Here is a 12,493-nt window from a genome sequence, read left to right as displayed (position 1 = left end):
CCGCTGGAGCTGTCTTTCACAGTATGCGGGGGATGGGGGAAATTGGGGGGCGGAAGGTTGTTCGGACACCGCGGGCCGGTGGGGGTTGATCGCGCCCACGCGGCGGCAGCCGCAAATCGATACAGCCCCGCGCCCCTAACGGGGCGCTAGCCGTACCGTTGCCTGATTCGATTCCTGGAGTTCCAGGACCCAGACCTCGTTCTCGCCCTCCTTCAGGACCGGGCCCGGTACGTACAGCGACTGCTGCGGGCCCGTCGACCAGTAGCGGCCCAGGTTGAAGCCGTTGATCCAGACGAAGCCCCTCGTCCAGCCGGGCAGTTCCAGGCGGGCGTCACCGGCCCCGCGTACCGTCACCGTGCCTCGGTACAGGCCCGGCGCGCCGTCCCCCGGAAGCGGAGCGAAGGGCACCTCACCCACGCCCCCCTCGAACGCGTCCAGATCGAGCCCCCGCGCGCGTACCCCGTGCAGGAACTGGCGTTCGTGCAGGAGGCCTCCGGTGATGCCCTTCGGCTCGCCGGAGCGGGGACCGTAGTTGACGCGGCCCAGGGACTCCACCCAGAGCTCCACGCGCGCGGGGCCGGCGACCGGCTTCTTGAGCTGGGGTTCCTCCTCGGTGAGGACCCCGGCCCGCTCGCCGTCGACGTACACGACCGCGAGGTCGCGCAGGCCCCGCGCGGTGAGCGGGTACGGCTGGCGCGGGCCCGGTACGTCCACCTCGTAGCGGACCAGGCCGCGGGCGATGTCCAGCTCCTCGAAGGTGGACGGGACCGGGTGGACGCGTTCCGGGGTGCCGAGGGTCTCCAGGACGCCGGCCAGGGATGCCCAGGCGGTCAGCTCCACGTCCGTGGGCGAAGCCAACGGGACGGGTGCCGACGGCGGTTCGGGCAGCGGGTCGGCATGGTATTCGGCGAGCACCTCACGGAAGCGCCAGAACTTCTCCGTGGGGCGGCCGTACTCGTCGATCGGCGCGTCGTAGTCGTACGACGTCACGTCCGCCTCCAGCGGGCCCTCGTGCAGCTCGCCGCCGGGGCGGTTGGCGCCCGCCCAGCCGGCGAAGTTGGTGCCGCCGTGCGCCATGTAGACGTTGACCGACGCCCCGCACTCCAGGATCTCCCGGAGCGCCGCCGCCGCGTCCTCGGCGTCCCGTACGACGTGCTCGCCGCCCCAGTGGTCGAACCAGCCGCACCAGAACTCCATGCACATCAGCGGGCCCCGCGGCTGGTGGCGGCGCAGCGTCTCGAAGGCCACGCGCGCGTGCGAGCCGAAGTTCACCGTCGCGAGCAGCCCGGGGACCGAGCCGCCGGTGAGCATGTGGTCCTCGGGGCCGTCCGAGGTGACCAGCGGCATCGTGACACCCTCGGCCCGCAGCAGGTCGGTGAGGTGGGCCAGGTAGGCGGCGTCGGAGCCGTAGCTGCCGTACTCGTTCTCGACCTGCACCATGATCACCGGGCCGCCCCGGTCCAGCTGCCGGGACGTGATCTCGGGCAGCAGCCGGCGGAACCAGCGGTCCACGTACTCGAGGAAACGCTCGTCACGCGTGCGTGCCCGCGCACCCAGCTCACCCGTCACCCAGTGCGGCAGGCCACCGTTCTCCCACTCCGCGCAGATGTACGGCCCCGGCCGCACGATCGCCCACAGGCCCGCCTCCCGGGCCGCGTCCAGGAACCGGCCGAGGGCCCCGACGTCCCGGAAGGCGCCTGGGTGCGGCTCGTGCAGGTTCCACGGGACGTACGTCTCCACGCAGTTCAGCCCCATGGCGCGCAGCAGCGCCAGCCTGTGGTCCCACTGGTCCTCGTGCACCCGGAAGTAGTGCAGCGCGCCGGACAGCAGCCGTACCGGCCGGCCGTCCAGCTGGAAATCGGTTTCGCCCACCGTGAAGTCGCTCATACGCTCACCTTGGCCTGCTGGCGTGCGCCGAAACCATGGACAAAGATCAGCAGCACTTGGACGGAAGAGACGCATGGAAGGGGCGCGCAGTGCCCGGAGAAGCGCCGATCTTCCGCACCTGGATGCGGTTCTTCACGCCCGGCGCCGTCCACCGTCGGCTCGGTCTCGTCTGCTGGGGCGTCGGCCTCCAGTACGGCGCGGTGCCCGCCGTCGGCCCGCGCCTGCTCGAACATCACGTCGCCGTGGTGATCAGCTCGGGCCGGGGCTGGTACCGCACACCCGACGGGCGCCGCACCACCGTCACCGCCCCCGCGCTGGTGTGGCTCACGCCCGGCGTCCCGCACCACTACGGACCCGACCCGGACACCGGCTGGGACGAGGGCTTCGTGACCTTCACCGGGCCCGACACCGCGACCTACACGGAACTCGGCTACATCGAGCCCGAGCGGCCCGTGGTGCCGCTCGCGGACGCCTCCGGACCCCGGGACGTCATCGCCCGCATCGCCCGGGCCGCCCGGCACGGCAATCCCCTCCTGGAGGTGGAGACCGGCGCCGCCGTGCAGGAGCTCCTGGTCGCCCTGCGTCGCGCGCGTGCCGACCTCGCCCCCGACGGCGACCCGGTGCTGCACGCGCTCGCCCGGGACGCCTGCACCGGGATGACCGTCGCCGACCACGCGGCCCGGCACGGCATGACCCCGGCCGAGCTGCGCATCGCGGTCCGCAGGGTCGCCGGCTGCAGCCCGAAGGACTACCTGATCGGCATCCGGCTCGGCCGCGCCCAGGAACTCCTCGCCACCACCGAACTGTCCGTCGCCGCGGTCGCCCGCCGCGTCGGCTACGACGATCCGGCCTACTTCTCCCGCCTGTTCACCCGCCGGGTAGGTGCCGCCCCGGTGCGCTTCCGGGCCCAGCAGAGCCGGGCCGTGCCCGACGACTGGAACGAAGGCCTCCAGGAGGACGGCGAACCGGGCCCGCCGGTGGCCGAACCCGTCGACGGCCTTTAGGCATCGACAGGCCGCCCCTTTAGGGTTGACGCCCATGACCACCAGCAACACCGGTACCGGTGACGTCGACCTCGCCGTCCGCGAGGAGCTCGGCCGGCTGCGCGACAGCATCGACAACATCGACGCGGCCGTCGTCCACATGCTCGCCGAGCGCTTCAAGGCCACCCAGCAGGTCGGCCGCCTCAAGGCGGTCCACCAGCTGCCCCCGGCGGACCCGGCCCGCGAGGCCCGGCAGATCGCCCGGCTGCGCGCCCTCGCCGAGAACGCCAAGCTCGACCCCGCCTTCGCCGAGAAGTTCCTGAACTTCATCATCGCCGAGGTGATCAGGCACCACGAGTCCATCGCCGAGGACACCGTCAACAACCGGGAGACGGACGGGCACTGATCCGGGAAGCCCGCCGTACGCCTCGAAGAGCCTCCGGCACCGCCGGGCGACCCCCGTGCGGTGACGAGGCGCTCGAACAGGCGCTCCAGCCGCAGGGTGGCGCCCACCAGGTCCGTCTCGTGCGACCCCACAACCCCGGGACGGACATAAGCCGCGTACCGCTCCCGCCCCTGTGCGATGTCAGTGTCATCGGGCAGCATGGCCCGCATGTCCGTACTGACTCGCGACGAAGCGCAGAGCCGCGCCGAGCTCCTCGACGTCCACCGCTACACGATCGACCTCGACCTGACCACCGGGGACGAGACCTTCGACTCCCGTACCGTGATCAGGTTCACGGCTCGATCCGACGGCGACACGTTCGTCGAGATGAAGCCCGTCGAACTGCGCGCCGTCACCCTCGACGGACAGTCCCTCGACCCCGGGACGCTGGACCAGGACCGACTGACCCTGAAGAACCTCACCGCGGGCGAGCACGAGCTGCGCGTCGACGCCACCATGCGCTACTCGCGCACCGGCGAGGGCATGCACCGCTTCACCGACCCCTCGGACGACGCGACGTACGTCTACACCCAGCTCTTCATGGACGACGTGCAGCGCGTCTTCGCCGCCTTCGACCAGCCCGACCTGAAGGCCGTCTTCGAGCTGTCCGTGACCGCCCCCGAGGGCTGGACGGTGCTCGCCAACGGCGTCACCGAGCACCTCGGCGACGGCCGCTGGCGGGCCGCCGCCACCCCGCTGATCTCCACCTACCTGGTCGCCGTCGCCGCCGGGCCCTGGCACTCGGTGCGCACCGAGCACCGCGGACTGCCCTTCGGCATCCACTGCCGCCGCTCCCTCGCACCCCACCTCGACGCCGACGCCGAGGAGATCCTCGACATCACGCGCGCGTGCTACGACCGCTACCACGAGAAGTTCGAGGAGCCCTACCCCTTCGACTCCTACGACCAGGCGTTCGTCCCCGAGTTCAACGCCGGCGCCATGGAGAACCCGGGCCTGGTCACCTTCCGCGACGAGTTCGTCTACCGCTCCGCCGTCACCGACACCGAGCGGCAGACCCGCGCGATGGTCATCGCCCACGAGATGGCCCACATGTGGTTCGGCGACCTCGTCACCCTCAGGTGGTGGGACGACATCTGGCTGAACGAGTCGTTCGCCGAGTACATGGGCTACCAGACCCTCACCGAGGCCACCCGCTTCACCGACACCTGGGTCGACTTCGGGGTGGCCCGCAAGGCCTGGGGCTACGACGCCGACCAGCGCCCCTCCACCCACCCGGTCGCCCCCGAGGCCGTCGACGACACCGCCGCCGCCCTGCTCAACTTCGACGGCATCTCCTACGCCAAGGGCGCCTCCGCGCTGCGCCAGCTGGTCGCCTGGACGGGCGAGAAGGACTTCCTGGCCGGCATCAACATCCACTTCCAGCGGCACCGGTTCGGCAACGCCACCCTCGCGGACTTCATCGACTCCCTCGCCGCCGCCACCGAACGCGACGTGCACGCCTGGGCCGACACCTGGCTGCGCACCACCGGCGTCGACACCCTCACCCCGGTCCTGGCCACCGCCGCCGACGGCACCCGCACCCTCACCGTCGAGCGCACCGGCAGCCGCCCGCACCGCATCTGCGTCGGCGTCTACGACCAGGACCTCGCCGACGAGGGCCGGCTCACCCTGCGCGAGCGCATCGACCTCGACATCCCGCAGACCGCTCCCCAGGCCCTCGGCAAGCGCCCCGCCCTGCTGGTGCTCAACGACGGCGACCTGACCTACGCCAAGGTCCGCTTCGACGCCGAGTCCGCCGAGACCGTCCGGGCCCACCTGGCGGGCCTGCCCGACCCGCTGACCCGCGCGGTGGTCTGGAACGCCCTGCGGGACGCCGTCCGCGACGGGGATCTCCCGCCCGCCGCCTACCTGGAGACCGCCCGCGCCCATCTCCCGCACGAGACCGACCTCGCCCTCGTCCAGGGCGTGCTGGCCTTCACCGCGGTCCACGTCGTCGACCGGTACCTCAGGCCCGAGGAGCGCCCGGCCGCCCTCGCCACCGTCTCCGCCCTGTGCCGCGACTTCATCCGGCGCACCGAGGACGGCGACAACCCCGGGCTGCGCCTGATCGCCGTACGGCACTTCATCCGCGCCGCCGCCCACCCCGACACCATCGCCGCCTGGCTCGCCGAGGGCACCGTGCCCGGCGGGCCCGAGCTCGACCCCGAGCTGCGCTGGCGCATCATGAGCCGGCTCGCCGTCCTGGGCGCCGTCGACGAGGACCGGATCGCCGCCGAACTGGCCCGCGACCCCAGCGCCAGCGGCCAGGAAGGCGCCGCCCGCTGCCGGGCCGCGCTGCCCGACCCCGAGGCCAAGCGCACCGCCTGGGAGGCCATGTTCGGCGGCGACGACCTGTCCAACTACCTGTTCTCGGCCACCGCCCAGGGCTTCTGGCACCCCGAACAGGCCGACCTGGTCCGGGAGTACGTGCCCCGCTACTACCAGGACGCGGTCACCGTCGCCGCCCGGCGCGGCCCCGCCATCGCCACGGTCGCCGGCCGCGAGGCCTTCCCCGCCCACGCCGTCGACGCCGAGAACCTCGCCCTCGGCCGGGCCTGCCTGGAGGACGCCGGCCCGGTCACGGCCCTGCGCCGCCGCCTGATCGACGAACTGGACGACCTGGAAAGGGCGTTGCGGGTCCGCGAGGCGTAGGACGGCGGACGTAGGACGACACGGGCGCGGCTGGTCCCCGACGACGATGCGGGGACCGGCCGCCGCTCCTAGGCTCGGTGCCCAAGAAGCACCAGAACCCCAGGGAGAAACCCGTGATCCCCGTGATCGTAGTCACCGGTGCCACCGGCAACGTCGGCCGTGCCCTCGTCACACGTCTCGTCGCCGACGGACGGGCCGTGCGGGCGCTCACCCGTGCCCCGGAGACGGCCGGCCTGCCCGATAAGGCCGAGGTGGTGGGGTTCCGGCCCGACGACCCGGCCCCGCTGTTCGAGGGGGCGACCAAGCTCTTCCTGTACGTCCAGGGGGCCGGCGGGCGGCTGCCCGAGCTCCTGGACGCGGCCCGCACGGCCGGGGTGCGCCATGTCGTCCTGCTCTCCTCCGGGATCATCCGGGAGGGCGCCGACGAGACCCACCCGATCCACGTCATGCACGCCACCGCCGAGCGGCAGATCCGCGACAGCGGGCTCGCCTGGACGTTCCTGCGCCCCAACGCGTTCGCCACCAACGCCCTCCAGTGGGCGCCCCAGATCCGCGTCGGCGACACCGTGCGGGGCGTCTTCGCGGGCATGCTCACGGCACCCATCCACGAGGACGACATCGCCGCGGTCGCCGAACGAGCCCTCCTGGACGACGGCCACGAGGGCACCGTCCACCACCTCACCGGCCCCGCCGCCACCACCAACACCGATCAGGTCGCGGCGATCGGGCGGGCCGTCGGCCGCGAGCTGACCTTCGTCGAGGTGGCGCCGGAGGAGGCGGCCCCGCTGTTCCCGGGGACCCCGCCGGAGTTCCTCCAGGGCCTGCTGAAGACCTTCGCGGCCACCGTGGGCGTGCCACCGGAGATCACCACCACGGTCGAGGAGATCACCGGCGGCCCGGCCCGCACCTTCGGGCAGTGGGCCACCGACCACGCGGCCGACTTCCGCCCCTGACCGTCCGGCCCCTCCCCGTGCGGGCGTCGGGCCGGTCAGCCTGGCGCCGGCCGCAGCTCGGCCCGGCGCACCCCGCCCTCCCGCGGCCCCGCGCGCCGGTTGCCCACCTCGGCCGTCCTCGGCACCTCCGCGCCCAGCGTGAAGCCCAGGCGCTCCAGGAAGCACTCCCCGGAGCGCCAGCCCGGCGGCACCGACGCCGTCACCAGGGACACCCCCTCGGCATGCGCGAGCAGCGACTCGGCCAGCGCCCGCCCGAGGCCCCGGCCGCGCGCCCAGGGCGCCAGCAGGAACAGCCCCACCGCGACCGCGCCGGGCGCCGGATGGTTCCGTACTGCGTCCACCAGGCCCGAGACGACCCCGTCCCGCTCCAGCACCAGGAGCACCTTGTCGCCGGGGTCGGCGCCCTCGGGCAGCCCGTAGAACAGGGACTGCACGTCGCCCGGCCCCGACGGCAGCCCGGTCGCCGCCACGAACCAGTCCTCGCAGGCCTCGAAGAGGTCCAGCAGCGGTACCTCGTCCGCGGGCCGCGGCTCCCGCACCAGCACCCGCTCACCGGGCACGTCGATCATCCACGCGTCAACCACGCGACCGACGTTAACCCCGGTCAGCCGCGGTCTCAACGCCCTTTCACCGCTTGCTCCGACGCGCCCGGGGCGCACCGCCCCGACAGGTTTTCCCCGCACGGCAGTACCCACTTTCGGGTTCCGATCGTTGGGCTTTGGGGACGCGCAGACCCAATCCCGTACAAGCTGGAACTCCCCCTGCGGACAACCCCCTTCGGCCAGCGCCCCGAGGAGAGCCCATGAGTACGCCGCCCCTCGCATCCGGACCCCAGGGCCCCGACGCCCTGCGGCCTCTGCTGGACACCGTGCTCGACGCGTTGCGCGAGGGCGGCCGGGCGCGCGGCGGGCCGCTGCCCGCGGGCGGTCCGGAGACGGTGGCCGAGCGGATCGCGGACGCCGTGGGGGACGTACTCCCGGACGACGGCGACCCCGACGCCCTGCGCACCCTGGTGACCGCCCTGGCCGAGGGCGCCGCCGACCCCGCCGACCCGCTGTGCGCGGCGCATCTGCACTGCCCGCCGCTCGCCGTCGCCACCGCCGCCGACCTCGCCGCGAGCGCCCTCAACCCCTCCCTGGACTCCTGGGACCAGGCCCCGGCCGCCTCCGCCCTGGAAGCGCTGGTCACCCGCACCCTCGCGCACACCATCGGCCTCTCCGACGCGGTGGTCACCACCGGCGGCACCGAGTCCAACCAGCTGGCCCTGCTGCTGGCCCGCGAGGCCTCCGGCGGCGGCGTCCGGCTGGTCTGCGGGGCCAACGCCCACCACTCGCTGCCCCGCGCCGCCTGGCTGCTCGGCCTGCCCGACCCCGTCGTGGTCCCCGCCCCGAACGGCACCCTCGACCCGGCCGCCCTCCACGACGCCCTCACCCGCCTGCCCCGGCCCCTGCTGGTCGCCGCCACGGCCGGCACCACCGACGCCGGGCTCATCGACCCGCTCCCCGAGATCGCCGGGCTCTGCGCCGCCCACGGCGCCCGGCTGCACGTCGACGCCGCCTACGGGGGCGGCCTCGCCTTCAGCGACCGGCACCGGGACAAGCTCGCCGGCCTGGAGCGCGCCCACAGCGTCACCCTCGACCTGCACAAACTCGGCTGGCAGCCGGTCGCCGCCGGTCTCCTCGCCGTCGCCCGCCCGGCCGAGCTCGGCGTCCTCCACCAGCACGCCGACTACCTCAACGCCGACGACGACACCGAGGCCGGTTACCCCGACCTGCTCGGCCGCTCGCTGCGCACCACCCGGCGCCCCGACGTCCTCAAGATCGCGGTCACCCTCAAGACCCTGGGCCGCACCGGACTCGGCGCGCTGGTCGACCAGGTGTGCGCACGAGCACGGGAGTTCGCCGCCCTGGTCGGCGAGCACCCCGGCTTCGAGCTCTACGACCGGCCGAACATCAGCACGGTGCTGTTCCGCCCCACCGGAGCCACCGACGACGACGTCGCCGGCGTACGGCGCAGGCTGCTGCACGAGGGGCGGGCGGTACTCGGCCGGGCCCGGCTCGACGGCCGGCTCTGGCTCAAGGCGACCCTGCTCAACCCCCACACCCGGCCGGACGAACTGGCCCTCCTCCTGAAACTCGTGGAAGGAACCGCCCCCAGATGACCAACCCCCCACACCACGAGCCCGAAGCACCCCGCGACCTGGTCGGCGTGGGCATCGGACCGTTCAACCTCTCCCTCGCCGCACTCGCCCAACCGCTCGCCGAACTCGACGCGGTCTTCTACGAGCAGCGCCCGGGTTTCGACTGGCATCCCGGGCTGCTGATCGACGACGCCACCATCCAGGTCCCGTTCCTCGCCGACCTGGTGACCCTCGCCGACCCCGCCAGCCCCTGGTCGTTCCTCAACTACCTCAAGGCACGCGACCGGCTCTTCCCCTTCTACTTCGCCGAGCGCTTCCACATCCGGCGTGCCGAGTACGACGCGTACTGCCGCTGGGTCGCCGAGAGCCTGCCCGGACTGCGCTTCTCCCACCAGGTCGACGCCGTCCGCTGGAACTCCGAACGCGATCTCTTCGAGGTCGACTTCACCCGGCTCGACGCGGAGGGCGAGGCCGAGTCGCTCGGCCGTACGTACACGAAGAACGTCGTGCTCGGGGTCGGGACCGTCCCGTATGTGCCCGATCCGCTCAAGCCCCTCGTGGAGTCCGCGGGCGTCCCGGTCATCCACGCGGCCGACTACCTCGACCACCGCGCGGCCTTCCTCGCCGCCGAGCACGTCACCGTCGTGGGCTCCGGGCAGTCCGGCGCCGAGGTCTTCCTCGACCTGCTGCGCCACCGGCCCGCCGGCCGGGAGAAGGTGCACTGGATCGGGCGCGGCGAGGCGTTCGCGCCCATGGAGTACTCCAAGCTCGGCCTGGAGCACTTCACCCCCGACTACACCCGCTACTTCCACGCCCTCGCGGAGCCCGTCCGGGACCGGGTCGTCTCCTCCCAGTGGCAGCTGCACAGGGGTATCGACGCCGACACCATCGCCGCCATCCACGACGAGCTGTACCGCCGTACGCTGCACGGCGGCTGGCCCGAGGCCGTCCTCACCCCCGGCGTCCAGGTCCGCACCGCCGGACGGGTCGCCACCACCAAGGTCGAGCTCCACCTCGAACACGTCCAGCAGGGCACCCGCTCCCGGCTCACCACCGACGCCGTCGTCCTGGCCACCGGCTACCGCGAACGCCCTCTCGGCCGTCTGCTCGCCGGACTCGACCCCTATCTGCGCCGGGACAACAGCGAACGCCCGCGCGTGGACGAGCGGTTCCGGCTCGTCCTCGACTCGTCGGTGACCGGAAAGGCGTACGTCCAGAACGCCGAACGCCACACCCACGGCGTCGGCGCGCCGGACCTGGGCCTGGCCGCCTGGCGCAGTGCCACCATCCTCAACTCCCTGACCGGCAAGGACCCCTACCCACTGCCCGCACGCACCGCCTTCACCAGCTTCGGCCTGGAGCGGCCGGAGGAGCGGGTCCCGGCGCAGCAGCAGCCGAGGCAGCTCACGCCGCTGGTCGACTGAGCGCGTCGCCGACTGATCGAGAGGGCGCCGGTCCCCGGCCCGGCGCCCTTCGGGACCGCTCAGAACACCGGCGTGCCGTCGCGGGTCAGCTTCCAGTCCACCGACGCGAAGTCCTTCGGGTCCAGGACACCCTTGGCGGTCACCCACTCCGCGATCCGGGTGCGGATCTCCGTCGACTCCGACCACAGCTCCTTGGCCGAGGCGACGTACGGGAACGCGCCGCCGCCGTTGGCGCGGTAGTTGTTCACCGCCAGCACGAACTGCCGGGTGTCGTCCAGGGCGGCACCGTCGTAGGTCAGGTTCTTGATCCGGGACCCGGCCGCCTGCGCGATGTCGATCTCGTACCGGAGGCCCGAGACGTAGTCGTAGTTGTAGTCCGGGCGGCTGTTGGCGTTGGTCAGCTTCTCCACGTCGACGGTGGCGTCGGCGGCCGTCCGGACGAAGTACTCCGCCGAGTACTCCAGGTACGCCCGGATCTGCGCGCCGGTCATCAGCTTGGCGACCAGGGTGTTGTCGTAGACGTAGAGGCTGGACAGGTCCCGGATGGTCACCTTGCCGGCCGGGATCTCGGAGGTCCGCGAGAACGGCGAGGCCTGTGCGATCACCGGCAGCGACGCGTACTCGGTGCCCGCCAGGGCCGCCTTGACCACGTCCTCCTGGACCTTGGTGATCAGGTCGATGATCGGGGCGTCCTGGTAACGGGCGTCGACCGTGGTCAGGGTCTCGGTCGCGGTGCCGACGACCTGGTTGACGTACGCGACGACCTTGGCGTGCTCGTCCGTCAGGAGACGGGTGATCTTCGGGTCGTCGGCGACCGTGTTGGAGTTCAGCAGCGAGGCGGCCACCGACTCGACCTCCCACCTGCCCTTGCCGAACACCAGCTCGATGTCGAAGAGGGTGAGGCGCTCGGCGTAGCAGAGCGGCTCGGAGAGGACGACCGTCCTGCCGGTGGCCTCGTTGACGACCTTCAGCTCCGGGATCTCCACGTGCGCGTGGCCGACCAGGATCGCGTCGATGCCCGGCACCTGCCTGGCGACGTTCGCGGCCGCGTTCTCGACGTACGGCACCTGGTCGCCGTAGGAGGAGGTGCCGGAGGAACCGGAGTGGGCCGAGACCACGACCACGTCCGCGCCCATCGCCTTCAGCTTCGGCACCCACTTCGCGGCCTGCTCCTCCAGGCCCGGGAAGGCGAGCCTGCCCTGGACGTAGGCCTTGTCCCAGATCGCGATGCCCGGGTTGGTCAGGCCGAGCACGGCGACCTTGACCGGGGGAGCGCCCGGGACGTGGAACTTCTTGATGACGTACGGCGGGAAGGCCGGCTTCAGGGTCTTCGCGTCGACCGCGTTGGCGCCGAGCAGCGGGAAGCGCAGCTGGTCCTCGAACTTGCGCAGGGTCTCGATGCCGTAGTTGAACTCGTGGTTGCCGAGCGCCGCCGCGTCGTACCCGATCGCGTTCATGGCCTGCGCCATCGGGTGCACCGGGCCGCCCTTGGCGGTGATCGGGTCGACCTTGGCGTAGTAGTACGCCAGCGGGGTGCCCTGGATGGTGTCACCGGCGTCAAGCAGCAGGGTGTTGCAGCGGCCCTTCTCCTTGCGTACCTGCTCGACCAGGGTCGAGATACGCGCCAGGCCCATCGCGTTGCCGGCCTTGTCGGAGTACTCCGTGTCCTTGAAGTAGTCCCAGTTGAAGACGTGCCCGTGCAGGTCGGTGGTGCCCATGACGGTGAGGGAGTACCGCTTGGGCTGCTTGGCGTGGGTCGCGGAAGCCTGCGCGGCCTGTGCCGGGGCCGCCGCCGCGCCGGCGATCGCCACTCCCGCTCCGGTCACGGCGGACTTCTTCAGGAACTTCCGGCGGTTCAAGGGCATGTTTTGATCTCCTCGGGATTCGGTCAACGACGCGCGTAGATTCTGTCCTGGGCATGACTGACGGCAACAGGTCCGGGAGGTTTCGATCTGGTGACCTGGACTGTGAACTCCGGGGCGCACAAGCGGGGATGGCATGACAGAGTG

At 72.3% G+C, this 12,493-nt stretch carries 9 protein-coding genes; 6 read left to right on the top strand and 3 right to left on the bottom strand.

Annotated elements, in window-relative coordinates; genetic code table 11:
• Positions 1-135: 135 nt before the first annotated feature.
• On the bottom strand, positions 136-1,887 hold the full coding sequence (locus tag KVT45_RS01350) for a beta-galactosidase (protein WP_217544437.1): 1,752 nt from the start codon (positions 1,885-1,887) through the stop codon (positions 136-138).
• Positions 1,888-1,994: 107 nt separating this feature from the next.
• Here KVT45_RS01350 and KVT45_RS01345 point away from each other — a divergent pair, with 107 nt between their 5' ends.
• The 4 genes from KVT45_RS01345 to KVT45_RS01330 all read left to right on the top strand — a co-directional run bounded on the left by KVT45_RS01345 (position 1,995) and on the right by KVT45_RS01330 (position 6,920).
• The gene (locus KVT45_RS01345; protein WP_217544861.1) at positions 1,995-2,891 is read left to right on the top strand and encodes an AraC family transcriptional regulator; all 897 of its coding nucleotides are present in this window, start codon (positions 1,995-1,997) and stop codon (positions 2,889-2,891) included.
• A gap of 34 nt (positions 2,892-2,925) precedes the next feature.
• Positions 2,926-3,276 carry a chorismate mutase gene (locus KVT45_RS01340; protein WP_217544435.1) on the top strand — a complete coding sequence of 117 codons (351 nt, stop codon included), beginning with the start codon at positions 2,926-2,928 and terminating at the stop codon, positions 3,274-3,276.
• A 207-nt stretch (positions 3,277-3,483) separates the two neighbouring features.
• The gene (gene pepN / locus KVT45_RS01335; protein ID WP_217544434.1) at positions 3,484-5,967 is read left to right on the top strand and encodes an aminopeptidase N; all 2,484 of its coding nucleotides are present in this window, start codon (positions 3,484-3,486) and stop codon (positions 5,965-5,967) included.
• A 122-nt stretch (positions 5,968-6,089) separates the two neighbouring features.
• Positions 6,090-6,920 (top strand): NAD(P)H-binding protein, encoded by an 831-nt coding sequence (locus KVT45_RS01330; protein WP_217544860.1) that lies wholly within the window; start codon positions 6,090-6,092, stop codon positions 6,918-6,920.
• Positions 6,921-6,955: 35 nt separating this feature from the next.
• Here the strand turns inward: KVT45_RS01330 and KVT45_RS01325 are convergent, their stop codons facing one another.
• Positions 6,956-7,504: a GNAT family N-acetyltransferase gene (locus tag KVT45_RS01325; protein WP_308310611.1), complete on the bottom strand. Its 549-nt coding sequence runs from the start codon at positions 7,502-7,504 to the stop codon at positions 6,956-6,958.
• Between the two features lie 218 nt (positions 7,505-7,722).
• On the opposite strand from KVT45_RS01325, the gene KVT45_RS01320 reads away from it, so the two are divergent.
• Together KVT45_RS01320 and KVT45_RS01315 are read left to right on the top strand one after the other, a co-directional pair.
• Positions 7,723-9,081, top strand: a complete 1,359-nt coding sequence (locus KVT45_RS01320) for an aminotransferase class V-fold PLP-dependent enzyme (protein WP_217544432.1) — start codon at positions 7,723-7,725, stop codon at positions 9,079-9,081.
• Positions 9,078-10,484, top strand: a complete 1,407-nt coding sequence (locus KVT45_RS01315) for a lysine N(6)-hydroxylase/L-ornithine N(5)-oxygenase family protein (RefSeq protein ID WP_217544430.1) — start codon at positions 9,078-9,080, stop codon at positions 10,482-10,484. Before KVT45_RS01320 ends, KVT45_RS01315 begins: the two co-directional genes overlap by 4 nt.
• A gap of 59 nt (positions 10,485-10,543) precedes the next feature.
• Here KVT45_RS01315 and KVT45_RS01310 read toward each other — a convergent pair whose 3' ends face one another.
• On the bottom strand, positions 10,544-12,349 hold the full coding sequence (locus KVT45_RS01310; protein ID WP_217544427.1) for a bifunctional UDP-sugar hydrolase/5'-nucleotidase: 1,806 nt from the start codon (positions 12,347-12,349) through the stop codon (positions 10,544-10,546).
• Positions 12,350-12,493 lie beyond the last annotated feature (144 nt).

Origin of the sequence: Streptomyces sp. GbtcB6 (genome assembly GCF_019091475.1) — a bacterium.
GTDB classification, from domain to species: Bacteria; Actinomycetota; Actinomycetes; order Streptomycetales; family Streptomycetaceae; genus Streptomyces; species Streptomyces hyaluromycini.
This window is presented reverse-complemented; position numbering and strand designations above follow the sequence as displayed.

Bases quoted from the DNA above. Each gene is read 5' to 3' on its own strand.
- KVT45_RS01350 (WP_217544437.1), bottom strand. From the start codon at position 1,887: ATGAGCGACTTCACGGTGGGCGAAACCGATTTCCAGCTGGACGGCCGG.
- KVT45_RS01340 (WP_217544435.1), top strand. From the start codon at position 2,926: ATGACCACCAGCAACACCGGTACCGGTGACGTCGACCTCGCCGTCCGC.
- KVT45_RS01315 (WP_217544430.1), top strand. From the start codon at position 9,078: ATGACCAACCCCCCACACCACGAGCCCGAAGCACCCCGCGACCTGGTC.
- KVT45_RS01320 (WP_217544432.1), top strand. From the start codon at position 7,723: ATGAGTACGCCGCCCCTCGCATCCGGACCCCAGGGCCCCGACGCCCTG.
- KVT45_RS01310 (WP_217544427.1), bottom strand. From the start codon at position 12,349: ATGCCCTTGAACCGCCGGAAGTTCCTGAAGAAGTCCGCCGTGACCGGA.
- pepN (WP_217544434.1), top strand. From the start codon at position 3,484: ATGTCCGTACTGACTCGCGACGAAGCGCAGAGCCGCGCCGAGCTCCTC.